Origin of the sequence: Streptomyces sp. NPDC048275, assembly GCF_040652275.1 — a bacterium.
Lineage (GTDB): Bacteria > Actinomycetota > Actinomycetes > Streptomycetales > Streptomycetaceae > Streptomyces.
Genome location: NZ_JBEZLR010000059.1, coordinates 38157 through 62615 on the forward strand (window position 1 = coordinate 38157; position 24459 = coordinate 62615).

Genomic DNA, 24459 nt, shown 5'->3' on the forward strand with positions numbered 1-24459 from the left:
CTCGGGGGGAGACGAACATTCCGAGCAGACACAGTAGACACTGTCTACTCGCGGCTGGTAGACAGTGTCTATGAGCGAGCAGGAGGCAGGCTTGAAGGCCCGCCTGATCGAGGTCGGGGTCGATCTGGTGACCGCGGAGGGCGCACAGGCACTGACCCTTCGGGAGATCGCCCGCCGCGCCGGCGTCTCCCACGGGGCGCCGCGCCGCTACTTCCCGACCCACCTGGAACTGCTGTCGGCCATCGCCCGCCGGGGCTTCACCGACCTGGGGGCCCGGGCGACGGAGGCGGTCGGCCGCGGCAGTGAGGCCGGCCCCCGTGCCCAGCTCGCCACGCTCGCGAAGGTCTACCTCGACTTCACGCTGGCCCACCGCGGAATGTATGAGCTGATGTTCCGTCATGACCTGCTGGAGAGCAATCGGTTGGGTCTGCGGGAGACGAGCCTGCCGCTGTTCGGCGTACTGGTGGACCTGGTCGGCCAGGTGCGCCCCGAGGCCGACGCCCCGGTCGTCGCGGGCGCCCTGTGGGCGAACCTGCACGGAATCGCCCAGCTGTGGGGCTGGGGCAGCCTCCAGGTCACCACCGGCGCCGATGACTTCGTACCCCTGTTGAATGCCGCACTGGACGCACACCTCGGGCCGGAGGAGCGGTGAAGTCATCGGCCCGGCGTCGGCTCACGCTCACGAGCAGTGTCGTCGGGGCCGTGATCGTCGCCCTGGACGGCACCGTGCTCACGGTCGCCCAGCCCACACTGCAACGCGAGCTGAACGCGTCGTTCTCACAGGTCCAGTGGACCAGCACCGGCTATCTCATCGCGGTGGCGAGCCTGTTGGTGTTCGCGGGGCGGCTCGGAGACCGGTACGGCCACCAGCGGCTCTTCGCCATGGGCATCCTGGGCTTCGGCGCGACGTCGGCAGGGATCGGCCTGGCGCCCGGCATCGGCTGGGTGATCGGACTGCGGGTCGCCCAGGGGATCTTCGGCGCGCTGCTCCAGCCGGCCACGCTCGGAATGCTGCGCGCCGCGTATCCGCCGGACCGGCTCGGTATGCCCATCGCGTTGCGCACCAGCGCCATCGGTCTCGCGGCCGCCGCCGGCCCGGTCGTCGGCGGGGCGCTGGTCACCCATCTCGGCTGGCGGGCCGTCTTCTTCCTCCATGTCGTGCCCGCACTCGTCATGGGCGCGCTGGTTCTCACCGTCCGGGCCCCGGCGCGGGGCAGGGTCCCGGCGGGCGGGCTCGATCTGTCCGGGGCCTGCCTGCTCGCGGTGGCGCTGGTGTGTCTGGTCCGGGCACTGGTCGGAATACCGGAAACCGGCTGGACGACCGCGACAGCACTCGAGCTGGTGGTGGTCGCGGCCACAGGAGCCGTGTTCGTACGCCATGAACGCCGGACCGCGAACCCGCTGCTCCCGCCCGATGTGCTTGGCTCCGCGGCGATCGGCGCGGCGCTCGGCATTCTGGTGGCGGCGTCGGCGGCGATGCTCGGCGCGCTGTTCGTCGGCAGCTACTTCCTGCAGGAAGTTTTGCGTCTGGACCCGCTGCGGACCAGCCTGCACGCGCTGCCGGGGGCCGTCATGATGGTGGTGGGCGCGCCCGTGTCCGCCGTCCTCATGCGTCGGCTGGGGGCCCGTCGGACAAGCCTCGCCGGGCTGGGCAACCTCACCCTGGGGGTCGTGCTGCTGTCCCGGCTCGACGAGGAATCGACGGCGGTGGCGATCGGCACCGGCTTTCTGCTGCTGGGCGCCGGTTTCGCGACGGTGATGGTCACCGCGACGGCGGTCGTCGTGCGGCACGCTTCCGCGTCCTCGGCGGGGGTGGCGGGCGGACTCCAGCAGACCGCGATGAATGTCGGGCCCACTCTGGGGATCTCCGTGGCGACCACGGTGATGGCCCTCACGGGCGGTGTCGCGACGGGGCCGCCGCTGACGGTTCTGGCGGCCGTGTCCGCGACCGGGCTGCCGCTCGCGCTGCGACTGCCCGGGCGTATCGGGACGGTGACCGCCGACCGACGTCCCCCGCAGGACGCGGTGGAAGTCCGTGCGAGACGATGACAGTGAGGTAGTCCAAGAGCCGCAGCCCGGAGGAGAGCCATGGGACACCTGCGACAAGAGGTCGAGCCGAGCGAGGCGGGCCTGGATGCGAAGGCGCTGGCCCGGCTGGACCAGCACTTCGCCCATCTGGTCGACGACCAGCGACTGCCCGGTTATCTGGTGGCCCTGTCCCGGCACGGCCGGGTCGCGCACCTCACCGCGTACGGCTGGCGCGACCGGGAGGCCCGACTCCCCGTCGAGACCGACACCTTGTGGCGCATCTACTCGATGACGAAGCCGGTCACCTCGGTCGCCGCGCTGATGCTCCTGGAAGAGGGGCACTTCCGACTCGACGACCCGGTCGCCCGTTTCCTCCCCGCGTTCACCCACCCACGGGTGTACGTCAGCGGGTCCGGCCCCGAGACGAAGACCCGCCCCGCCGAGCAACCCCTTCTGATCCGGCACCTGTTGACCCATACCTCGGGCCTGACCTTCGGCTTCTACCACTCGCACCCCGTCGACGCGCTCTACCGCGACGCCGGTCTGGAGTCGTCGGTGGCGCCGGGCGCGGACCTGGCCGGGACCTGCGACGTGTATGCCGGGCTGCCGCTGCAGTTCGAACCGGGCGCCCAGTGGAACTACTCGGTCTCCACCAACGTGCTGGGCCGCCTGATCGAGGTGGTGTCCGGCCGTGACCTCGACGAGTTCCTCGCCGAGCGGATCTTCGGCCCGCTGGGGATGACGGACGCCGGATTCTGTGTCACGGAGAACCAGGCGGACCGGCTCGCCGAGCTCTACGGGGAGGACACCGAGGGCCGGATCACCCCGATCGCCGGACTCCCGCTGCACGGCCGCCCGCGCTTCGTCTCCGGGAGCGGCGGCATGGTGGCCACCGCCCACGACTATCACCGCTTCATGGAGATGCTCCGTCGCCGCGGCGAACTCGACGGAGTCCGGCTGCTGCGCCCCGAGACCGTGGACTCGATGGTCTCCAACCACCTCCCGGGCAACGCCGACCGCCGTACCTTCGGCAGCCCACTGCATCAGGAACCCCACAACGCGGGCCTCGGCTTCGGCCTCGGTGTCTCCGTCGTGGTGGACCCGGAGATCACCCAAGTCCCGTCCAGCCAAGGCGCGTTCGGCTGGAGTGGGGTCGCCAGTACGACGTTCTGGGTCGACCCGCGCCAGGACCTGACCGTGCAGTTCTACACCCAGGTTCGCCCGACGTCGTCCCATTCGATCTTTCCCGAGCTCAAGCGGCTCGTGCACGAGGCGGTGTCCGACTGAGCCAGGTCACGTGGCTCGGAAGGTGAAGTCCATCCCGTCCAAGGCGAGTTCGGCCAGCCACTCCTCGGACCGCGCCGCCGTCTCGGCGGCGCGGCGCGGGGCTCGGCCCGTCCGGCCGGCCCCACCGCCTCCAGGCTGCGCTACGCCCGCTCCTCGGTGCGGTGCCACAGGCGTACGCGATCGGCGGCGTCGCACGTCGCGGCACGTCGTCGGTCATTCCTCGCACCTTTCCCCCCCCGCGCACGCCGCTCTCACCCGGCCCGGCGCGTCCGGGTGACGCTCCCGTCCGCCGCGGACCGCTCAGGACCGGTGGGAAGCCACGGCGTCCAGGTGCGGCAGGAAGTGGTCGAGCCGTTCCCGTTTGGTACGCAGATAGGTGATGTTCTCCGCGCACGGCGGAATCAGCAGCGGAACCTGTTCGGCGACCTTGATGCCGTGGCGTTGCAGCGCCTCCCGCTTGCGCGGGTTGTTCGACAACAGCCGGACGGACCGTACGCCGAGGTCGTGCAGGATGTCCGCCGCGACGCCGTAGTCACGGGCGTCCACCGGGAGGCCGAGGGCGAGATTCGCCTCCACGGTGTCGAGGCCCTCCGACTGGAGCTTCATCGCCTGCAGCTTGGCGAGCAGGCCGATGCCGCGGCCCTCGTGGCCACGGAGGTAGACGAGGACGCCGCGCCCCTCGGCGACGATGGCGCGCAGCGCCGCGGCGAGCTGGTCGCCGCATTCGCAGTGCGTGGACCCGAAGGCGTCGCCGGTGAGGCACTCGGAATGAAGCCGGGCGAGTACTCCTTCCTTCGCCGCGTCGCCCCCGGCACCGCCCAGATCTCCGACCTCGCCGTAAACCAGGGCCACTTGTTCCTCACCGCGATCGTGGTCCAGGAATCCGACCGCCTGGAAATCGCCGTACACGGTGGGCAGTGGGGCGTTCACGATCCGTTCGACACCTGAGAGGTGTGCGGCCTGGGCGAGTACTTCAAATTTATCTGTCATGATCTGGTTCCTAAGCAGAGTCGAAAGCAGAGTCGAAAGGCCGTGAAACATGAGTAGTTCGGGAACGCACTCGACGGTGTCCGGTCTGTTGCCGGTGGACACCACGGAGGATGTGCGGGAGCGGGGGTCCGGTGTCGCCCGTGAGGTCGCCGTGCTTCCCGTGGGCAGCTTCGAACAGCACGGTCCGTTCCTTCCGTTGGCGACGGACACGCTGGTCGCGTGCGCGATCGCGCGGGAGGTCGCCGCCGCTTATCCGGTGCATCTCCTTCCTCCGGTGACGATCTCCTGTTCGCACGAGCACGCGGCGTGGCCGGGGACCGTCAGCATCTCCTCCGTCACACTCCACGCGGTGATACGGGACATAGCCGACTCGCTCCGCCGCTCGGGCGTCGACACCCTGGTGCTGGTCAACGGGCACGGCGGAAATTACGTACTGGGCAATGTGGTTCAGGAATCCGTCGGCAGTGGCACGCGTATGGCGCTTTTCCCCGGCATGGAGGACTGGGACGGGGCGCGGGACCGGGCCGGCGTACAGACCTCGCTGCTCAGTGATATGCACGCGGGGGAAATCGAGACCTCCATTCTGTTGCACGCTCATCCTGAATTGGTCCGGCCCGGCTACGAGACATCCGACTTCCTGGCGGACGACCGGCGCCATTTGCTCACCCTCGGCATGTCGGCCTATACCGAGTCCGGCGTCATCGGCCGTCCCTCGATGGCCTCCGCCGAGAAGGGGAAGGAAATCCTGGCCGGGCTGACCGAGGCCTTCGGGGCGTACTTCTCCTTGGTGACCGCGAAGACGCCGCCGTCGGTGGACCCTGACTCTCGGCATTGATCGTGCCCTCCCGCACTCTGCTCCCTGGGGCGCCGCAGCGCCGCGAACCACCGGACGACCAGGACCACGACGCCGGGCAGGGCGGCGGCGAAGCTGAGCACTCCATAGATCACGGCGACGCTCAGGCCCATGCCGGCGCCCAGCCCGGCGGCACCGAAGGCCCACGCCATGACGCCTTCTCTGGGGCCCCAGCCACCGACGTTCAGCGGCAGCCCCATGGCGAGCAGGGCCAGCAGCGCCAGGGGCAGCAACTGGGCGACGGACGCGGTGCATCCGGCGACCCGGGCAGCGAGCAGGAACATCGCGAGGTGTCCCGCCAGGACCACGACCGACGAGATCAGCACACCCGGCCAGTTGCCGCGGGCGAGCAGCGCGCCGCGCGCCTCGGTGAACGCGGCGCGGACGGCTGCGTACCGCCGGGACGGGCCGGACGCCCTGACCCGGCGCACTGCGCCCACCGTCACCACCGCGCACACCGAGACGACGGCCAGGATCAGGGCGAGGTGGCGGGCGTCCACGAGGACCGGTGACGGCAGGGTGAGCAGGACCACCGCTCCGACGGCCGCCAGCACCGCCTGGCCCGCGGTCCGTTCGAGGACCACCGCGCGGACGCCGCGGCCGATGTCCCCGGCGCTCTGGCCGTGTCGTACGGCACGGTGTACATCGCCGAGGACACCGCCGGGCAGCGCCGCGTTCAGGAACAGTGCACGGTAGTAGTCCGCCACGGCCCCTGCGAGCGGCAGCCGGATCCGCAGCTCACGGGCCACCAGACACCAGCGCCAGGCGCTGAACACCGTGGTGAGCAGGCCGAGGCCCAGCCCGGCCAGCAGGGTCGGGCCGTCGACCCGCCGCAGCCCGTCCAGAAAGACTCCGGTACCGAGCCGCCAGAGCAGTACGGCCATGATGGCGACGCCCGCGGCGGTGCCGAAGTGGGTACGGACACGGCGGGAGTTGAGCCGGGCACGAAGGGCGCCGGCCTTGCCGCGGGCGCGGGGCGAGGCCGCGTCACCGTGGGCCGGGACGGCGGCCATAGGCTCGAGGGTGCGGACGGCGCCCGCGCTCGTACCGTCTGTGCGGGTGCGGACCGCACCGATGGTCGCCTCCGCCGTCTCCACCCCCGTGCTCACGCCGCACCATCCGTCGGCCGGGGCAGCGCCAGCAGGTCGCTGTGGTGCACCACCGCCCGCAACTCGCCCGCGGCGCAGGCCGCCAGCCGGGACTGCAGATACGACTCCGCACGCGCCGCCAGCTCGGGTCGCTGCTCGACGGCCGCGCCGACCCAGCCGCGCAGCCACTCCTGCGTGAGCGCGGCATCGTCGGGGCCGAGCCGCCAGGGGCTCGGATGTACCCGTACCGTCGCGCCGTGCCGGTCGAAGGCCTCACAGGCCGCGGTGATGGCGTCGGGGCCGAGTAGTTCACCGCGCCGCTGGTGCGCGTTGAACGCCTCGGCGAACTCGGCGTCCCGCGGGTCGGCCGGCGCGAACTCGACGCGTCCCACGACGGAGAGCGTGAGCAGGGCCGGGACTCCGGCGCCCGCGCAGGCCGCCGCGAGCCGGTCGATCTCCTCGAGGGTGAGGACGTCCAGCAGGGCGGACGCCGTCACCAGCGAGGCCCCGGTCAGGGCGTCCGCGGTCAGTCGGCCGATGTCACCGCGCTGTGTGGTGACATCGACCCGGCTGCCGTCGGCGGCCGCGCGGGGCGCTCCCACGGTCGCGAAGTGCAGCAGATAGGGGTCCCGGTCGTGCAGGATCCAGTGTTGGGCGCCGTCGAGACGCGGGGCGAGCCAGCGGCCCATGGAGCCGGTTCCGCAGCCGAGGTCGTGAATGACCAGGTCACCGCCCCGCCCGGGCCGGTTCGCCAGACGGATGCGCAGCGGGTCGAGCAGCTCGGGCGCCCGCGCCGCGGCGTCCGGGCCCTCGCGCAACTGGAGCCACTGGGGGGCGTAACGGGGCACGTCGTCGTCGGGCGCGCCCGCGCGTTGCCCCGGAACCCCCGGCGCCCCGGCCGTCACACCCGCACCCACACCCGCACCCGGCAACACACCGGACGCAACCACGTTCGCGTCCTGTTCCGGAACCCCCGACGGAGTCGCCGTCATACTCATGCCGCCCTCCGGGGTTCCTGCGGAAGCCGTCCCAGCACACCGGCAAGGCTCCGGGCGGTGGTCGCCCAGCCGTCCAGCGCGGCGCGGCGTCCACGCGCGGCCGCCTTCAGCCGGCGGCGCACATCGGCCTCGCCGAACCAGCCGCGCAGTTCCACGGCGAGGGCGGCCGGATTCTCCGGTGGTACGAGGATGCCGGGCACCCCGCCGTCGGGCGCCCGCCCGACCGCTTCCGGGAGCCCGCCGACGTCCGTCGCCAGCACGGGAATACCGCGCGCGAGCGCCTCGGTGACGGCCATGCCGTACGTCTCGGCATAGGACGTGAGGACCATGAGGTCCGCCGCGGCGTAGCTCGCGTCGAGCTCGGCGCCCGCCTGCGGTCCGGCGAGGTGCAGCCGGTCTCCGAGGCCGTGCTTCTCGATCAGTGCGCGGAGTTGGTCGACGTACGCCGGATCCTGGCCGAGTCCGCCGACGCAGACGCAGCTCCAGGGCAGATCGGTGACGGTGGCGAGGGCCTCGATCAGCCGGTGCTGGCCCTTGCGCGGGGTGACCGCGGCGACGCACAGCAGCCGTGAGACGCCGTCGGTGCCGGAAGCGAGCGGTGCGATGTCGGCGCCTGGCGTGGCGAGATGGACCTGGTCGGGCGCGAGCCCGTGGTGGGCCACGAGCCGCCGCACCGCCCAGTCGCTGGTGGCCACGACGGCCGACACGGCCCGCAGCGTCGTACGTTCCCGGGCGTCCAGCTCGGCGGCCGTCTCGGGCGCGAGCCCCGTCTCGTCACCGAGCGGCAGGTGTACCAGGACGGCCAGGCGCAGCCGTTCGGCCTCGGGGACGATGATCTCGGGGACTCCGCAGGCGACGAGCCCGTCGAGGAGGACGGTCGTGTCGTCGGGCAACTCACGGAGCGTACGGGCGAGTTCCGCACGGGCGTCGGCTGCCGGTCGCGGCCAGTCGCCCGCGACGGTGTGCCGGTGGACCTGCCAGCCGAAGCCGGGCAGGTCCAGGCAGAGCCGCCGGTCGTAGGCGTTGCCGCCGCTCGGCGCGGTCGGGTCGTCGACGCCGCCGGGCATGACGAAGTGCACCAGGCGCAGGGACATGGGGATGATCGCGGCGTTCTTGAGAGCCGCATGCTGAACGGGCACGTAGTTCAGGGAAGCCCGGTCGCTGCTCGGGGACGCCTGGTCGATGGTCGTGTCGGTCACAGCGCACGCTCGTAACTCGCCCAGGCGATGTGCGACTCGTGCAGGGTGACCGTGATGCCCGCGAGGCCGTGCGCGCCCTCGCCCAGTGCCCCGGCGTGCACGCGGTCGGCCAGGCGGTCGGCGATGACCTTGGCCAGGTACTCCGTCGATGTGTTGGTGTTCTTGAAGTCCGGCTCGTTGTCGAGATTGCGGTAGTTCAACGCGCTCACGACGGCGCCGAGTTCCTGCGTGGCCAGTCCGATGTCGACGACGATGTTGTCGTCGTCCAGCTCGGCGCGGCGAAACGTGGCGTCCACCAGAAACGTCGCCCCGTGCAGGCGCTGCGCGGGTCCGAAGACCTCGCCACGGAAGCTGTGAGCGATCATGAGGTGATCGCGGACGGTGATGCTGAACAACGGACGACCCTCCAGGTGCGGCACGTCTGATCCCCTGCCGGGACCACGCCGTCTAGTACGGCTGCCCCGTTCTCCTTGTTCAGCTGCCCGTTCCCCTTTCTTTGGAGTCTTCAGAGGTCAGGCAGGTTGTTGCGTGCTCACACGTCGTCATAGACGACGCGATGGCACATCCCGGGTATCGATCCGGAGGCGAGCTTCGCCATCACGTCGGGCAACTCCTCGAAGCCGCATTCGCCGGTGACCAGCGCGTCGAAGGCGGGATCGGCGAGCAGTTCGAGGGCGAGCGCGAGCCGGTCGGCGTACGTCCGGCTCGCCCGCCGCGCCGGGGAAACGGAACCCACCTGGCTGCTGCGGATCTGCAGCCGCCGTGAGTGGAAGGCCTCCCCCAGCGGCAGGCTGACGCGCCGGTCGCCGTACCAGCTCAGTTCGAGCACGGTCCCCTCCTGGGCGAGGAGTTCCAGGGACCGCGTGAGCCCCGCTTCGGTGGCGCTGGCGTGCACGACGAGGTCGCATTCGTCCGCGGCGTCCTCAGGGAGCGCGAAGTCGACGCCGAGGGCGCGGGCGATCTCACCGCGCGCGGGATCGGCGTCGACGAGCTGGACCCGTACGCCGGGGAAGCGAGCGAGGAGCGCGGCCACGGAGCAGCCGACCATTCCGCCGCCCACGACGGCGATCCGGTCGCCGACCAGTGGCGCGGCGTCCCACAGGGCGTTCACCGCGGTCTCCACGGTCCCGGCGAGGACGGCGCGGGCGGCGGGGACGGACTCCGGTACGACGGTCACGGCGCTCACCGGGACGACGTACCGCGTCTGGTGCGGATAGAGACAGAAGACGGTCCGCCCGAGCAGTTCCGCCGGCCCTTCCTCCACCCGGCCGACACTGAGATAGCCGTACTTCACGGGTGCGGGGAATTCGCCGTCCTGGAACGGTGCACGCATCGAGGCATGCTGACTTTCCGGTACGCCGCCTCGGAAGACGAGGGTCTCGGTTCCCCGACTCACCCCGGAGTAGAGGGCGCGCACCAGCACCTCCCCCTCGGTGGGCGCCGGCAGCGCGATCTCGCGTATCTCACCGTGCCCCGGCGACCGGAGCCAGAAGGCGCGAGCTGAGAGTTCCATGAACGTCCCCCTGAACGAATCAGCAGATCTTCACGTACGGACCGGTGACAAGCCGCGCACTGTACGCGGCGGTGATCGACTCTGTCATCTGGCCGGAGGATGTGCGGTGGCCCTGAACAACACTTACGACGCGAGGCTCCTGGCGCAGGAGACCACAGTAGGAGCGGGTCTTCAGCTCCTGGTGCTGGCTCTGCTGGGCACGGCGATCGGGATGGGGCCTGCGGGCTGGCTGACCGGCCTGGCCTTCGCGCTCGCCACCTGGGCGGTACTGACCCGCGCCCTGCGCCGCTCGCGGCCCCGCTCCTTCGGGCCGGCCAACCGTGTGACCCTCGGCCGGGCGATCCTGGTCGGCGGCGTCACCGCGCTGGTCGCGGACTCCTTCCAGAGCTCGCCCCCGGTGACCCTGCTCGTCGGTCTGACGGCGGTCGCCCTGATCCTGGACGGGGTCGACGGCAAGGTGGCCCGGCGCACCGGAACGTCCACCGCGCTGGGCGCCCGCTTCGACATGGAGGTCGACGCGTTCCTGATCCTGGTGCTCAGCGTGTACGTCTCCATGTCACTCGGCCCCTGGGTACTGCTCATCGGCACCATGCGCTACGCCTTCGTGGTGGCGGCCCGGTTCCTGCCCTGGCTGAACGCCTCGCTGCCGCACAGCATGGCGCGCAAGACGGTGGCAGCCGTGCAGGGAGTCGCGCTGCTCGTCGCGGGCGCCGGGGTACTGCCGCACCTGGCGAACGCCGCGACGGTGTTCCTGGCGCTCGCCTCGCTCGTCTGGTCGTTCGGTCGCGACATCACCTGGCTGTGGCGCACCCACGCCCACGAAACCCGTGCCGCCCGTGGGGCCCACGAGGCCGCCGAGGCCGCCGAGCAGCGCCACGACTCCCGCGAGCTCGTCGAAGCACGGTGAAGCGGAAGCGCGGTGAAGCGGAGCTGCCGGCGGCTCTTCCAGGTCGGATGCGCATCGCAGCCGCCACTGACCGGCCGGAAGCCGCGGGCTGACGGTCAGACAGTTGATAACGATTCGGCAGCACCGCACTCTACGGCGCGTCAGGGTCCGGATGTGTGAAAGACCGTCTCGTCATCAAAGGCGCCCGTCGGCACAATCTCCGTGACATCTCGGTGACGTTGCCCCGGGACGCGCTCCTCGTTCTCACCGGTGAATCGGGTTCGGGTAAGCAGTACAACCGCGAGACCCTCGAAGTACACTTCAAAGACAAGTCCATAGCCGACGTCCTGAGCACAACCATCGAGGAGAGCCTGGACTTCTTCGCCGAGGGCGCCCCCGGACAGGTGGCTGCCTCCGCGCTCCCGCACCGGGCAGTTCCTTCGAACGCTTCCGGAGAGGAGTTGAGTGCCATGGAGACGGACACCCAAACCTGGGAACAAGAGCCGCCTGCACCCGCTCCGTATCCGGAGGAGGACGAGGACGCGCCCAGCGCTCGGCTCACCTCGGGCGGCGCGACGGTCGATCAAGTACGGGACTACCTCAAGCAGATCGCCCGGGTCTCCCTCCTCAGTGCCGAGCAGGAGGTGGAGCTGGCGAAGCGGATCGAGGCGGGCCTGTTCGCCGAGCACAAGATCGAGGAGGATCCGGGCCCGACCCCGGAATTCCGGCGGGAGTTGGAGCTCCTCGCGGCGGACGGACAGCTGGCGAAATCCCATCTCGTCGAGGCGAACCTGCGGCTGGTCGTCTCCATCGCCAAGCGCTACAGCAGGCACGGGATGCTGTTCCTGGATCTGATCCAGGAGGGCAATACGGGCCTGATCCGCGCGGTGGAGAAATTCGACTACGCCAAAGGTTTCAAGTTCTCGACCTATGCGACCTGGTGGATCCGACAGGCGATTTCGCGGGCGCTGGCCGACCAGAGCCGGACCATCCGCATTCCCGTCCACATGGTGGAGGTCATCAACAGAATGGCCAAGGTCCGCCGGGAAATGATCCAGGACACCGGGACCGATCCCACGCCGGAGCAGCTGGCGGACAAGCTGGATCTGCCCGTGGAGAGAATCACCGAGATCGACGGATACACCAAGGAACCCGTCTCGCTGCACATGCCACTGGGCGAGGACGGCCGCACCGAACTCGGCGATGTGCTGGAGGACAGCGAGACGGTCTCCCCGTCGGACATGGTCACGTTCCTGCTGCTGAAGGACGCCATCCAGGACGTCCTCGCCAACATGACCGCCCGCGAGGCCGGGATCATCACCCTGCGCTACGGCCTCGTGGACGGACAGGCAAGGACACTGGAGGAGATCGGCCAGGTGTACGGAGTGACCCGCGAGCGCATCCGTCAGATCGAGTCCAAGACGATGTCCAAGCTGCGCCACCCCTCACGCTCCCAGGCGCTTCGGGACTACCTCGACGTCAGCTGATCCCCGTCCGTTTTGATCGGCTTTCCCATCGACTTTCCCATCGACTTTCTCTTCGGCTTTCTCATCGGCGTCGCCATTCCTTTGCCAGCAGTTCGTACGACCGCACCCGGTCGGCATGGGCGTGCGTGATGGTGGTGATCAGCAACTCGTCGGCGCCGGTCGCTTCCCGGAGCTGCTCCAGCTGGTCGGCGACGCGTCCCGGGGAGCCCACGAACTGGGTCTGGACGCGGTCCTCGACCAGCGCCTGGTCCCCGTCGCTCCAGACATGGGCGCGGGCCTGCGCGGGAGTGGGGAACTCGATGGCGCCCTCGGCCGTGCGAATGCTGCGGACCCACAGTCCGTAGCCGGTGGCGAGCTCACGGGCGGTCTCGTCGTCCTCCGCGACGACCACTGGCCGACACGCTGACCATAAGGCTTCTCCAGGACGTCGGACGGCCGGAAAGCCGCGCGGTACCCCTCCGCCGCCTCCAGCACCGTCGCCGGGCTGACGTGGTAGTTCGCCGCGAACCGCAGACCGCTTCGACCCGCGACTTCGGCACTCTGCCCGCCGCTGCTGCCCAGGATCCACACCTCTACGTCGGCGCCCTCGCCCGGGACGACATGCGCCTCGACGCCGTCCGCCGACCGGTACGTCCCCGCGAGCAGCGCGAGGATGTCGTCGATCTGCTCGCCGTAGTCCTGCGACTGGGCTTGCGGCTGCTGGAGCAGCGTGCGCTGGAGGGCGACCCGGGGAGAGCCGAGCAGGTGCTCGAAGGAGAACCGGTGCGGGATGCGCAGGCCGTTCGGAGCGCGGCCGTCGACCACGGGGGTCGCGGTCGGCAACGGAGCCGCGGGCTGTCCCGGCGGGCGTCCGCCGGAGCGGCCGAGGCCCAGGTCGAGGCGGCCGGGGTGCAGAGCGTCGATCAGGCCGAACTCCTCCACCGTGGAGAGCGCCGTGCGGTGGCCGAGCTGCACGGCCCCGGAACCGAGCCGGATCGTGGAGGTGGCGGAGGCGGTCAGGGCCAGCACCACCGCGGGTGAGGTGCCGGCCACCCCTGGGTTGAGATGGTGCTCGGCGAACCAGTAGCGGGCGTATCCCCATCGCTCGGCCCGCCGGGCCAGGTCGATGGAGTTGCGCAGGGCCTCGGCCGCCGTGGAACCGGAGGAGATCGGGACGAGGTCGAGAACGCCGAGGGGGATGTCGGACATGGGGTGAGACTCCTCAGCGGTCGATGGGGACGGGCGCGGGTGCCGGCGAGGGTGCCGACCCGGGCGACGGCTCGGAAGACGGCTCGGGCGACGGCTCGGGCGACGGCTCGGACGTGGTGAACACCGGTGCCCAGGGGAACGGCGGATCCGGGATGTCCCGCCGAAGTACCGGGGCCACCTCGGCCTGGAAGCGCTCCAGCGAGTCACGGTGCTGGATGTCGGTCAGTCCGCCCGCGTCCCCGTGCAGATGCAGCACCGTGTGCCCGAACCGCTCGTGGTAGCGGTGCACCTTGTCGATGATCTGCTGTGGGCTGCCGATCAGCGCCGAGCTCCGCTCGACGAAGTCCTCCAGAGTCGAGAAGACCGGCTCCAGGCCCAGTCGCTTCTGGAACGCCACGTTCCCTTCGAACACCGGCCGGTACGCGGCGAGCGCCTCCTGCGAGGTCCGAGCCGCGTAGACGCCCGCGGTCCCCGCGCCCACCGCGATGTCGGCCGGGTCGTGACCGTAGTACTCCCAACGCTCGCGGTAGTAGCGAATCAACTCGGCATACGGCTCGATGGGGTTGGTGACGTTGGCGGAGAAGAGCGGATCGCCGTAGCGGGCGGCGAGATCCACGGATTCCTCGCTCGTCGCACTGCCGTGCCACACCCGGATGGGCTGTTGGAGGGGTCTCGGCCATACCTCCGCGTCGTGGAGCTCCGGACGGAAGCGCGTCGCGGCGCTCACCCTGTCCCGCCGCCAGAGCTGCCGGAACACCTCATAGCTCTCGGCGTTGCGATCCCACTGGTCCTCGGGCGTGACATGGAACAGGTCCCGCTGCGCGGCGCCGTTGCCCTTTCCGATGATCAACTCTAGGCGCCCGCCGGAGAGATGGTCCAAAGTCGCGTAGTCCTCGTACGCGCGTACCGGATCGAGCAGGCTGAGCGTGGTGACCGCGGTGAACAACCGGATCCGGGAGGTGAGTGCGGCGAGGTGACTGAGGACGACCGGCGGCGAGGAGGAGATGAGCGGCCGCTCGTGCCGCTCCCCCACGCCGAAGCCGTCGAAGCCCAGTTCCTCGGCCAGCAGCGCGTTGTCGATCACCTCGCGGAATCGGTCTTGGGTCGGCTTCTTTACGCCGGTCACCGGATCCGGGGCATGCACGATCAGCGTGATGGCCAGGAACTTCACGAGGCGGCCCGCTCGGCCGGCGCCTCGGCGTCGGGGTGCGCGAGGCCCAGATGGTCACGCAGGGTGGTGCCCTCGTACTCCGTACGGAACACCCCGCGCTCCTGGAGCAGTGGAACCACCGTGTCCGCGAAGGTGTCGAGCCCGCCGGGGGTGATGTGCGGGACAAGGATGAAGCCGTCGGAGGCGTCGGCCTGCACGAAGTCGTTGATGGTCGCGGCGACGGTGGCCGGGGAGCCTATGAAGGACTGGCGATTGCCGGTCTCGATGACCAGGTCGCGGATGGACCACTTGTTCGCGGCCGCGAGTTCCCGCCACTCGCGGGCAGTGGCCAGCGGGTCGCGGTACATCCGCACCTGGGCGCGGCCGCGCGCGATGGTGTGCTCGCCGAGGTCCGGATCGATGTCGGGAAGCGGGCCGTCCGGGTCGTACGCGGACAGGTCCCGGTTCCAGACGAACTCCAGGTGCTTGATCGCGGTGGCACCACTGACCTGCAGGCGGCGCACCTCGCGGGACAGTTCCTCCGCCTCGGCGTCCGTGTCGCCGAGGACGAAGGTCGCGGCGGGCAGGATCAGCAGTTGGTCGCGGGCACGGCCGTACCGGGCGAGTCGGCCCTTGACGTCGGTGTAGAACGCCTGGCCTTCCTTGAGGGTGGCGTACCTGCTGAAGATCGCGTCGGCGCCCGCGGCGGCGAACTCGCGGCCTTCCTCGGAGTCGCCCGCCTGGAAGATCACCGGGCGGCCCTGCGGGCTGCGGGGAACGTTGAACTGCCCCTGGATGTCGAAGTGTTGGCCCTGGTGCACGAAGGCCCCGGCCTTGGCGTCGCGCAGGAAGGTGCCGGTCTCCCGGTCGGCGACGATCTCGTCCCCATGCCAGGAATCGAAGAGTTCGTTCGCCGTGGTCAGGAACTCCTTGGCCCGGGAGTAGCGCTGATCCTGCGGGAGGAAGCCGCCGCGGCGGAAGTTCTCGCCGGTGAAGGCGTCCCAGGAGGTGACGACGTTCCAGGCGGCGCGTCCGCCGGAGAGGTGGTCGAGGCTGGCGAACTGACGGGCCACTTCATAGGGCTCGTTGAAGGTGGAGTTGATGGTGCCGGTGAGGCCGAGGTGCTCGGTGACGGCGGCGAGCGCGGTGAGGACGGTGAAGGTGTCCGGGCGTCCGACGACATCCAAGTCGTAGATCTCGCCGCCCTGTTCTCGCAGACGCAGCCCCTCGGCGAGGAACAGGAAGTCGAACTTGGCGCGCTCGGCGGTCCGCGCGAAGTGCGCGAAGGAGCTGAACTCGATGTGGCTGCCGGCCTCGGGGTCGCTCCATACGGTGGTGTTGTTGACGCCGGGGAAGTGCGCCGCGAGGTGGATCTGCTTGAGGGGCTTGTCCTGTGACGTGCTCATGAGTGGGTCCCTCCGGCTCAGGCGGTGGCGATGGGGGTCCCCCCGGGCTCGAGCGAAGCCGAGAGCCTGGGGGAGTAGCGGTTGGCGGGGCGGGAGAGTCCGAGCAGTCCGCGCAGGGTGTCGGCCTCGTACGACTGCCGGAAGGCGCCGCGGCGCTGGAGCTCCGGGACCAGGCCCTGGGTGATCGCCGGCAGGTCGTGGCCGACCACGGCGGGGCGCAGCCTGAAGCCGGACAGTCCGGACGACTGCAACTCCTGGAGCAGGTCGGCCAGTTGTGCGGGTGTGCCGGTGAAGATCCGCGCGTCGCTGGTGTACGGGTAGCCCGCGAGGGAGTCGAGTCGCTCGCGGCGGGCCGCGGCGGTGGCGGGGTCGTCGTCCAGGAACACCACGAGGTCGCCGAAGAGGTGGAGGGGTTCGTCGGCGCGTCCCGCGGCGTGGTGCTCGGAGCGGACCGTGGCGACGATGGCGCGCGCTTGCTCGACGTCGTGCGGAGTGACGTAACCGATGTCGGTGGAGCGGCCCAGCAGTCGGAACGGCGCGCCCGTCGCGGTCTCGTGACCGAGCGCGCTGACGAGCGGCTGGCCCTGCGGCGGCCGGGGCGTGATCGAGGGGCCCTTGACGCTGAAGTGCTTGCCCTCGAAGTCGATGTAGTGCAGCTTGTCGCGGTCGACGAAGCGGCCGGTGGCGACGTCCCGGATCTCCGCGTCGTCCTCCCAGCTGTCCCACAGCCGGCGCACCGCTTCGACATGGTCGGCGGCCTCGTCGAAGAGGTCGTCGGTCAGCTCCCGCAGGGCCGGGCTGTCCAGGTCCTCGATGCGGAAGCGAGGAAAGGTGCGGCGGCCGAAGTGCGCGGCCTCGTATCCGCGGGCGGACACCTGCACCCGTACGCCCGCGCGTCCCGTGCTCACATAGTCGAGGGTGGCGATCGCCTTGGAGATGTGGAACGGCTCCGTGTGGGTGGCCACCACGGTCGGCACCAGTCCTATGTGGCTGGTCAGCGGCGCGACGCGGGCGGCGATGAGGACGGCGTCCAGACGCCCGCGTACCTGGTCGGTGCGGCCGTCGGGTTCGGTGAAGTGAGAGGACTGGAGTCCGAGGGCGTCCTCGATGGTCACGAAGTCGAGCAGGCCGCGCTCGGCCTCCGTGATCAGGTCCGTCCAGTACGAGGCGGTGAGCAGATCCCGGGGACGGGCCACCGGCTCGCGCCAGGCGGCCGGGTGCCAGCCCGCGCCGTCGAGCGCGACGGCGAGGTGCAGGGTGGTGGGGGAAGGGGAGGGAGTGGGCGCGGAAGAGGGCAGCGAAGATGATGACGAGGACACGAAAGGGGTGCCTTCCTGATCGACCGTACGAGAGCGCCCGCCCTCGCAACAGAGGGCGCGGCGGCGGGGTGACAGGTCAGGGACGACAGAGCGCGCCGGCGACACGCTGCAGATCTATGTGCGGCCGGGAGTACAGGTGCACACGGCGGCGTGGAACGAGCACCATGACGCGGAGACCGGACACAGCTGGCACGTCCGTCACCTCCGCCCTTCCGTCCCGGCGGGCTCGGGCCGCGCCGACATCATGGTGTCCTCTCCATCACAACGGCCCGCCCGCGCCGTCTGTTCCGGCTCCGCGCCCGGAGTTCGCACCAGCAGGAAGCTCGTGCGGCGGCGCAGGGTGAAGCCGATCGACTCGTAGAGCCGGATCGCGCCGGTGTTCGCCGCGGAGGCATGGAGGAAGGGCGTGTCTCCGCGCTCCCTGATGCCGGCCGCGATCGCGCGGACCAGCCGGGTGGCCAGGCCCCTGCCGCGGTGGTCAGGATCGGTGCAGACCGCGCTGATCTCCGTCCAGCCGGGCGGGCGCAGACGTTCGCCCGCCATGGCGATCAGGCGGCCGCGGTGCCGGATGCCCAGGTAGGTGCCGAGTTCGACGGTACGGGGCAGGAAGGGACCGGGCTGGGTCAGGGCGATCAGGTCCAGGATCTCGGGTACGTCGTCGGGTCCGAGCCGCACCGCCTCGGGGTCGGGCTCGGCCCGCAGCCCCGCGTCGACCAGTTGCACGCCCTGGCCGTGCTGCACCGTCTCCCAGCCGTCGGGAGCGGTCGGTGCCCCCGACACCGGTGTGACGGTCCCCGGGCCGACCAGCGCGGCCAGGTTCTCCCAGGCACGCGGGTCGGCCGGGTCGGCGAGGGCGGCGAACGGGGAGACGTCCGGAGGGTAGCGGGCGGCGCGTCCGACACGCTCGGCGAAGGAGGCGTGCGGGCCGGTCAGCGCGGCCCAGGCTGCGTTGGCCAGGATGTGCGCCGCCGCCTGGGTCTGTGGGGTCGGCCGGGCGAAGGTGGACATGGCGGTGCCGTATCTCCAAGGAGGGACGAGGGACTTCAGGGCTTTCGGGAACCGGTCAGGAGTTGTCGAGCGGCAGCCCGGGCGGGTTGACCTGAGAGGTGCTGACCGCCTCGTTGGAGAGGTTCCAGGCCGCGAGCCACTTGGCGTACTGACCGTTCTCGATCAGGTAGTTGATCGCGTCGGCGACCGGCTCGGCCAGCCCGCTGTCCTTCTTCGCGGTGGCCGCGATCAGCCCTTGGAGCGTCGCGCCCGCACCGGAGAACTTGCCCGCGTTACGCGTCGGGTTGGGCGTCTTCGCCACCTGCGTGATGTGGTACGAGATGCCGGGGTTGGGCCCGAAGTAGGCGTCGATCTTCCCGCTGGACAGCGCCAGGTAGACGCTGTTGTTGTCCTGGAAGTACTTGACTGTGAGCTTCTTCCCCTCCTTCGCGAGCTTCGCCTTCCACTCCAGCAGGATCCTCTCCTGGTTGGTGCCGGCGCCCACGGAGACGGTCTTGCCGGCCAGGTTCTGGTAGTCGTCGTCGAAGTTCCAGCTGCTCTTCTTCAGCACCTCGAAGGCGAGGTTGTCCTGTCGGTAGGAGGCGAACTCGTACTTCTTCTTGCGCTCCTCGGTGTCGGTGACATTCGAGAAGGCGACGTCGACCTTGCCGCTGTCGATGCCGACGAACAGGTTGTCCCAGGTCGAGTTCTTGACCTCGGGCCGCAGCCCGAGCACCGCGGCGACCAGTCTGCCGAGGTCGGGTTCGGCGCCGGTGAGGGTCTTCTGGTCTTCACCCACGTACGCCAGCGGGGGGAACCCGGCGGGCAGGGCGCCGACGCCCACGACCAGCTTGCCGCTCTTGGCCACCGACTCGGGCAGTTCGGCGCTGATGGACTTGACCTCGGAGACCTTGAGGTCGGTCTGCTGGGCGGCGCCGTTGGACAGCGCGCCCACGGTGACCGTACCGGCGGAGGCGCTGTCCGTCCTGGTGGCCGCGTCGCTGTCGCCCCCGCACGCGGCGAGCCCGGTAGCGAGGGTGACGACGGCGGCGGAGGCGGTGACGCCACGGAGGAGTCTGCTGCGGAGGGTGAGGGTACGCATGGCTGTCCTTGTTCGGGGTGCGGTGACGGGGTGAGAAGCGACCGGCAAAAGCGAAGGGTGAGAGGTGAGAGGCGAGGGGCCGGGTCAGAGGACCTTGCTCAGGAAGTCTCTGGTCCGCTCGTGTTTCGGCTGGTCCAACACCTGGGCGGGCGGGCCCTGTTCGACGATCCGTCCTTCGTCGAGGAAGACGACCCGGTCGGCGACCTCGCGGGCGAAGCCGATCTCGTGGGTGACGATGACGAGGGTGGTGCCGCTGGTGGCCAGGTCCTTGATGACGGCCAGTACCTCGCCGACCAGTTCGGGGTCGAGGGCGGAGGTGGGTTCGTCGAAGAGGATGACTCCGGGTCGCAGAGCGAGGGCGCGGGCGATGGCCACCCGCTGCTGCTGACCGCCCGACAACTGACGTGGATAGGCGGCGGTCTTGTCGGCCAGACCCACCTTGCCCAGCAGGGTGAGCGCCAGCTCCCGGGCCTCCGGTTTGCTCAGCCGACCGGTGGCCACCGGAGCGGCGGCCACGTTGTCCAGCACCGTCAGATGCGGGAACAGGTTGAAGTTCTGGAAGACGAAGCCGATCCGGCTGCGCTGGGCCAGGATCGCCCGCTCGCTCAGCTCCTTGAGACGCTCACCGTGCCGGCGTACGCCGATCAGCTCGCCGTTCAGGCTGACATGGCCGATCTCGGGCTTCTCCAGGTGATTGATCACCCGCAGCAGGGTGGACTTGCCGGAGCCCGACGGTCCGACGATCACCGTGACCTCTCCGGGCTCCACGGTCAACTCCACTCCGTCCAGGACGCGTTGAGATCCGTACCACTTGTGCACGTCGTGGACCTCGACCAGTGCCTTGGTGGTCATGCAGCCGTCTCCCTTCGGACGCGGGCCCGCAGGTCGCCCAGACCGGTCCGCACCTTCTGCAACGGGGTCGGCGGCAAGGTGCGCAGGGCGCCCCGCGAGTAGTACCGCTCGACGTAGAACTGGACGACGGACACGGCGCTCGTGAGGATCAGGTACCAGGTGGTGGCGACCAGGAGCAGCGGCACGATGTCGCCGGGGTAGGTGCTGCCCATGCTCTGCACCGAGCCGAAGAGGTCGAGCAGCGAGACGTAGAAGACCAGCGAGGTGCCCTTGATCAGGCCGATCAACTGGTTGACGTAGTTCGGGGTGATGGAGCGCAGCGCCTGCGGGAACACCATCTTCCTGAACTGGTACCCCTTGGGCAGACCGAGTGAGGAGGCCGCCTCGTGCTGGCCCTGGTCGACCGCGAGGATGCCGCCGCGCACGACTTCGGCCGCGTACGCCGCCTCGTTGAGGCTCAGTCCGACGACCGCGACGACCATGTCGGTGGCGAGCCGGGACTCGTCGAAGGTGAAGAAGGCCGGACCGAACGGGACTCCGAGGCTCAGGGTCTGGTAGAGCGCACTGAAGTTGTAGAGGAAAAGCAGGACGACGATCAGCGGTACCGAACGGAACAACCAGATGTAGACCCAGCTCACCGCCCGCAGCACCGGACTCCTGGAGAGCCTGGCCAAGGCGAGCACGACGCCGCCGATCAGACCCAACACCGCGCTGTACGCGGCCACTTCGAGGGTGATGAGCAGACCGTCGAGAATCGTCGGACGCAGGAACCAGTACGAGAATCGGTCCCATTGGAAGAAGGGGTTCGTCGCCAGCCCGTGGGCGATCTGTGCGACCACGACGAGCACGATCGCCGAAGCGATCCAGCGGCCGGGCCGGCGCAGCGGCAGCACTCGCTGTTCCGTCGTTGGCGGCGGCTTGACCACAGGTGCGGGAGGCGGCTCTGCCGTGTCCAACTGCACGGCAGAGCCCAAGGGTTCACTCATGGAGGGCTCCAGGCGACTCGTACTCCCCCGGGGCGCGCGCAGGGGAGACAGGCCCCAATACGAGGGGGGGAAGGAGGGGAAGCTCACCGGGAGTTCGCCGGGACAGCGGCGAACACCAGCGGTTCAGAGCTCAGCGAAGAAGAAGGAAGAAGAAGGAAGAAGAAAGCGAAAGGCAGCGGCGCGACTTGGGTCAGCCCTGACAGCGACAGCGGGTGCCGCGACAGGTACAACACCATGCGGTGTCGGCGCGGCCGCCCTCGGCGAGGAGCAGCTCGGGGCGACGGTTCGCGGGCATGGACGCGCAGCCGTGGCGCCGCGAAGCGGTCGTCCCCGGGGCTGCGTACATCGCGGTCACCCTCACCATTCCGCCCCGCGGGGCCTCACGCTCACCGGAACGCATCCGGTCCAATGCGGCGTAAGTTAGGCACGCCGTCAAACGAATGTCAACGCCGACCGGCCCACGTGACCACGTCGTGAGACCGCGCGGATGCCTTCTTGACGACTCCCCGGAGCGCACCGAGACTGACGGGGACGGTCACGATTGTCAGCGCCCGTCGTATCGGGGTTTCCCGTACGACGCGGTTATCGGCCCCGGCCCGCTGGCAGGCAACCCTTCCACCGCGACGGGGTGCCCCGGGTGACGACCGGGTTCCGCCGGAGCGGCGGAGCAAGCGTGGTCTCGCCTCTCGCGAGCCCCGGACACGGGAGCGGTGGGAATGTGACCAGGAACGGTCTGACGAGGCGTCTGCACATCGACCTGCAGCGGGTTTCCAGCGCTTACTAGTCCGTCGTGTCCCACGATCCGGACCGGCACGTCAGCGCAGTCACTCCGTTCCGCCGCTGCCGCCCACGAGGCGGCCGGGGCTTCGTCGTTCCCGTGGAGAGTCATGCCCGAGACAGCTTCGCTCACTTCGCACGCAGGCACCGCAGGCATCGCAGGCACCACAGGCCCGTGCGCCTCAACCCCGCGCGTTGCGGCCTCAGTTGCCCCGAATCCTCGGGGCGCCCTCGCGTCCCCTCGCCCGCACCGCATCCGCAGCCGCATCGGCGTGGGCCTGGCCGGCGGCTTCTACCCGGCACCGCACCGCTATCAGCTGTACCTCTCCGAGGGCTGTCCGTGCTCGCTGCGCATCTCGATCACCCTCGACCTGCTCGGCCTGCGTGACTCGGTCGCCACGACGCTGCTGGCGCTCCCCACGGAATCAACGGACACCTCGCAGACACCTGCCCCGTTCACCGCACTGCGCAGCGCGTACGAGGCCACATGGCACCACTACGACGGTCCACTCATCGCACCCGCATTGTGCGACCGTTGGAGCGGACGCATCGTCAGCAACCACACCCCCGACATCCTGCGCGACCTCGCCGGACTCCTGACCGGCCGCGAGGACGCCTGCCTCCCTCGGCTGCACCCACCGGCCCTCGCCGCCGACATCGACGCCTTCCGTGAGCTCCTCGACCGGGATGTCACCTCGACCGCGCGGCCGGAGGTCCTGTCGGCGACGCTGGACCGGCTGAACCGGCAACTCGCCTCGCACACCTACGCGTTGGGCGATGCGCTGACGGCCGCGGACGTCGACCTCTGGGTCGCGCTCGCCCAACTCGAGGCGCCTGACGCTCTCTGCGGGTACGACCGGCTCCAGGCCTACGTACGACGGCTCGACGCCCACACGGCGTTCACGCGCCCGTCCCGCGCAGACGCTCGGCAAACGTAACGCCCGTCGAGGTGCGGGTTACGCCTTGGCGCGGGTGAAGGCGAGCGTGCTGGTGACCGTGGTCAGGCCGCGGATCATGCCCATCTGGTTCCAGCCCATGCCGAACTGCTCACGGTCCACGGTGAAGTCCGCGGTGAGCGTGACGGCATCGGCGCCGGACTCGGTGACGCGCGCGGTGACGGACTGTGGACGGCTGATGCCGCGCACGGTCAACTGGCCGTCGATCTCGACGGTGTCGTCCTGACCGACGGCGGTGGCGCGGACGGCGAAGGTGATCGTGGGGTGCCGGTCCGCGTCGAAGAGGTCGGCGGAGCGGAGGTGCGTGTCGCGCTTGGCGTTCTTGGTGTCCAGGGACGCGACGTCCAAAGTGATGGTGCCGCTCGCGGTCCCGTCGGGCTGGACCTCGCCCTCTCCGGTGACACCGGGGATGGTGCCCTTGACGGTGACCATGCCCCACATCGTCTTGTGCTTGATGGCGACGGTGGAACGGGCGGGGTCGAGCTGCCAGAGGCCGGTTTCTACGGCGACGGTCATGAGGGTTCTCCAGACGGTTACAGGTCGTACACAAGGAGTGCGAGGAGGACGACCGAGGTCATCCAAATTTGGATGACTGAACGCTAGCCCGTTCTTCAAATTTGGACAACCGGTAGACTGCAACACCATGGCCGACCCTTCCGCCCCCGCCGATCCGCCCGAACTCGAGCACACGGGCGACGACGGACTGCTGCCCGCCGAGCTGCGGGCCTGGATGCGCCTGCTGGCGGCGGCCGGAGCGATCGAGCAGCAGCTGCGCACACGAGTCAAGGACGCGCTCGGTGTCTCGCACGACGAATTCCTGGTGCTGTGCCTGCTCGCGGACCAGCCCGGCTCCGGTCTGCGGATGACGCAGATCGCGGAGCTGCTGGGCCGCCCCAAGACGCGGCTGACCTATCAGGTGGCCTGCCTCCAGCACGCCGGTCTGATCACCAGACGCTCGGCATGCGGGGACCGGCGGGGTATCGAGGTGGCGCTCACGGACAAGGCGCGCACCCTGCTGCGCGATTCCTCGCGCCCCCTGGCCGACGCCGTCTCCCAGGCCATCGCCCAGACGGCCTGCGCACAGCGGTACGAAGCGCTGCACGAGCTGTTGCCGCCCACCCCGGCCCCCGACGGGGATCACCGACCCCGGAAGGCGGAGTAACCCGCTCACCAGGGGCCCGTCAATACCCGGACATCGACCGGCCGGGCCGTACGCAATCCGACCTAGTCCGATCTTCGTAGTCGCGATCGGACTCCGGTTGGACGCGGCGGCCGACCGCTTTCACCAAGGGCTGTCCCGTAATCCCTGGTGGATCAGCGCGCGGCGTCAGATGCGGTGCATCGCAAGGCGGAGGGACGTCCGCATACTGGATGTATGCGGACGTTCCGACAACGCGGCGAGGTGCC

The 24459-nt window shown here is 70.0% G+C and carries 22 protein-coding genes, 3 pseudogenes and 1 riboswitch; of the genes and pseudogenes, 9 read left to right on the top strand and 16 right to left on the bottom strand.

Features of this window, described 5'->3' with window-relative positions; genetic code table 11:
• Positions 1–70 precede the first annotated feature (70 nt).
• Genes AB0D57_RS29510 through AB0D57_RS29520 form a run of 3 tightly spaced genes read left to right on the top strand, consistent with a single transcriptional unit; the run spans position 71 to position 3315 of the window.
• Positions 71–652, top strand: a complete 582-nt coding sequence (locus AB0D57_RS29510) for a TetR/AcrR family transcriptional regulator (protein ID WP_362079499.1) — start codon at positions 71–73, stop codon at positions 650–652.
• Entirely contained in the window at positions 649–2049 is a 1401-nt protein-coding gene (locus AB0D57_RS29515) for an MFS transporter (RefSeq protein ID WP_362079502.1), read from the top strand. The genes AB0D57_RS29510 and AB0D57_RS29515 overlap by 4 nt, the downstream gene beginning before the upstream one ends.
• Positions 2050–2088: 39 nt before the next feature.
• The gene (locus AB0D57_RS29520; protein WP_362079505.1) at positions 2089–3315 is read left to right on the top strand and encodes a serine hydrolase domain-containing protein; all 1227 of its coding nucleotides are present in this window, start codon (positions 2089–2091) and stop codon (positions 3313–3315) included.
• Between the two features lie 300 nt (positions 3316–3615).
• Here the strand turns inward: AB0D57_RS29520 and ribA are convergent, their stop codons facing one another.
• On the bottom strand, positions 3616–4305 hold the full coding sequence (ribA, locus tag AB0D57_RS29525; RefSeq protein WP_362079508.1) for a GTP cyclohydrolase II: 690 nt from the start codon (positions 4303–4305) through the stop codon (positions 3616–3618).
• Positions 4306–4354: 49 nt separating this feature from the next.
• Between ribA and AB0D57_RS29530 the strand changes: the two genes are divergently transcribed.
• On the top strand, positions 4355–5140 hold the full coding sequence (locus tag AB0D57_RS29530; protein WP_362079511.1) for a creatininase family protein: 786 nt from the start codon (positions 4355–4357) through the stop codon (positions 5138–5140).
• A 137-nt stretch (positions 5141–5277) separates the two neighbouring features.
• Here the strand turns inward: AB0D57_RS29530 and AB0D57_RS29535 are convergent.
• The 5 genes and pseudogenes from AB0D57_RS29535 to AB0D57_RS29555 all read right to left on the bottom strand — a co-directional run.
• Positions 5278–6171, bottom strand: a pseudogene (locus tag AB0D57_RS29535) (lysylphosphatidylglycerol synthase domain-containing protein); the annotation flags it as partial.
• Positions 6172–6263: 92 nt separating this feature from the next.
• On the bottom strand, positions 6264–7244 hold the full coding sequence (locus AB0D57_RS29540; protein WP_362079514.1) for a class I SAM-dependent methyltransferase: 981 nt from the start codon (positions 7242–7244) through the stop codon (positions 6264–6266).
• Positions 7241–8443 (bottom strand): glycosyltransferase family 4 protein, encoded by a 1203-nt coding sequence (locus AB0D57_RS29545; RefSeq protein WP_362079517.1) that lies wholly within the window; start codon positions 8441–8443, stop codon positions 7241–7243. Before AB0D57_RS29545 ends, AB0D57_RS29540 begins: the two co-directional genes overlap by 4 nt.
• A complete protein-coding gene (locus AB0D57_RS29550) occupies positions 8440–8838 on the bottom strand; it encodes a 6-carboxytetrahydropterin synthase (protein WP_362079569.1) in 399 nt (132 codons plus the stop codon). Before AB0D57_RS29550 ends, AB0D57_RS29545 begins: the two co-directional genes overlap by 4 nt.
• Positions 8839–8975: 137 nt before the next feature.
• Positions 8976–9956 (bottom strand): zinc-binding alcohol dehydrogenase, encoded by a 981-nt coding sequence (locus AB0D57_RS29555; RefSeq protein WP_362079520.1) that lies wholly within the window; start codon positions 9954–9956, stop codon positions 8976–8978.
• A gap of 106 nt (positions 9957–10062) precedes the next feature.
• Here AB0D57_RS29555 and AB0D57_RS29560 point away from each other — a divergent pair, with 106 nt between their 5' ends.
• A complete protein-coding gene (locus AB0D57_RS29560) occupies positions 10063–10863 on the top strand; it encodes a CDP-alcohol phosphatidyltransferase family protein (protein WP_362079523.1) in 801 nt (266 codons plus the stop codon).
• A gap of 488 nt (positions 10864–11351) precedes the next feature.
• Positions 11352–12329, top strand: a pseudogene (locus AB0D57_RS29565) (RNA polymerase sigma factor); the annotation flags it as partial.
• Between the two features lie 61 nt (positions 12330–12390).
• Here AB0D57_RS29565 and AB0D57_RS29570 read toward each other — a convergent pair.
• The 9 genes and pseudogenes from AB0D57_RS29570 to AB0D57_RS29610 all read right to left on the bottom strand — a co-directional run bounded on the left by AB0D57_RS29570 (position 12391) and on the right by AB0D57_RS29610 (position 21319).
• A pseudogene (locus AB0D57_RS29570) lies at positions 12391–13517 on the bottom strand (LLM class flavin-dependent oxidoreductase).
• A 13-nt stretch (positions 13518–13530) separates the two neighbouring features.
• The gene (locus AB0D57_RS29575; protein WP_362079526.1) at positions 13531–14688 is read right to left on the bottom strand and encodes an LLM class flavin-dependent oxidoreductase; all 1158 of its coding nucleotides are present in this window, start codon (positions 14686–14688) and stop codon (positions 13531–13533) included.
• Positions 14685–16073: an NtaA/DmoA family FMN-dependent monooxygenase gene (locus AB0D57_RS29580; RefSeq protein WP_362079529.1), complete on the bottom strand. Its 1389-nt coding sequence runs from the start codon at positions 16071–16073 to the stop codon at positions 14685–14687. The genes AB0D57_RS29575 and AB0D57_RS29580 overlap by 4 nt, the downstream gene beginning before the upstream one ends.
• A gap of 17 nt (positions 16074–16090) precedes the next feature.
• The gene (locus tag AB0D57_RS29585; RefSeq protein WP_362079572.1) at positions 16091–17329 is read right to left on the bottom strand and encodes an LLM class flavin-dependent oxidoreductase; all 1239 of its coding nucleotides are present in this window, start codon (positions 17327–17329) and stop codon (positions 16091–16093) included.
• A 139-nt stretch (positions 17330–17468) separates the two neighbouring features.
• Positions 17469–17558 (bottom strand): putative leader peptide, encoded by a 90-nt coding sequence (locus AB0D57_RS29590; protein ID WP_362079575.1) that lies wholly within the window; start codon positions 17556–17558, stop codon positions 17469–17471.
• 32 nt (positions 17559–17590) lie between these two features.
• Positions 17591–18400 (bottom strand): GNAT family N-acetyltransferase, encoded by an 810-nt coding sequence (locus AB0D57_RS29595; protein ID WP_362079533.1) that lies wholly within the window; start codon positions 18398–18400, stop codon positions 17591–17593.
• A gap of 55 nt (positions 18401–18455) precedes the next feature.
• A complete protein-coding gene (locus tag AB0D57_RS29600) occupies positions 18456–19481 on the bottom strand; it encodes an ABC transporter substrate-binding protein (protein ID WP_362079536.1) in 1026 nt (341 codons plus the stop codon).
• 84 nt (positions 19482–19565) lie between these two features.
• Positions 19566–20333: an amino acid ABC transporter ATP-binding protein gene (locus AB0D57_RS29605; protein ID WP_362079539.1), complete on the bottom strand. Its 768-nt coding sequence runs from the start codon at positions 20331–20333 to the stop codon at positions 19566–19568.
• Complete coding sequence (locus AB0D57_RS29610) at positions 20330–21319, bottom strand: amino acid ABC transporter permease (protein WP_362079542.1); 990 nt, start codon at positions 21317–21319, stop codon at positions 20330–20332. The genes AB0D57_RS29605 and AB0D57_RS29610 overlap by 4 nt, the downstream gene beginning before the upstream one ends.
• 533 nt (positions 21320–21852) lie before the next feature.
• Positions 21853–21999: riboswitch (SAM riboswitch) on the top strand.
• A gap of 38 nt (positions 22000–22037) precedes the next feature.
• Here AB0D57_RS29610 and AB0D57_RS29615 point away from each other — a divergent pair.
• Both AB0D57_RS29615 and AB0D57_RS29620 read left to right on the top strand, forming a co-directional pair.
• A complete protein-coding gene (locus tag AB0D57_RS29615; RefSeq protein ID WP_362079578.1) occupies positions 22038–22103 on the top strand; it encodes a putative leader peptide in 66 nt (21 codons plus the stop codon).
• A gap of 265 nt (positions 22104–22368) precedes the next feature.
• A complete protein-coding gene (locus AB0D57_RS29620) occupies positions 22369–23034 on the top strand; it encodes a glutathione S-transferase C-terminal domain-containing protein (RefSeq protein ID WP_362079545.1) in 666 nt (221 codons plus the stop codon).
• Between the two features lie 18 nt (positions 23035–23052).
• On the opposite strand, the gene AB0D57_RS29625 is transcribed toward AB0D57_RS29620, so the two are convergent.
• Positions 23053–23568, bottom strand: coding sequence for a YceI family protein (locus AB0D57_RS29625; protein ID WP_362079548.1), 516 nt, complete (start codon positions 23566–23568; stop codon positions 23053–23055).
• A 127-nt stretch (positions 23569–23695) separates the two neighbouring features.
• On the opposite strand from AB0D57_RS29625, the gene AB0D57_RS29630 reads away from it, so the two are divergent.
• Positions 23696–24214: a MarR family transcriptional regulator gene (locus AB0D57_RS29630; RefSeq protein WP_362079551.1), complete on the top strand. Its 519-nt coding sequence runs from the start codon at positions 23696–23698 to the stop codon at positions 24212–24214.
• Positions 24215–24459: the final 245 nt, after the last annotated feature.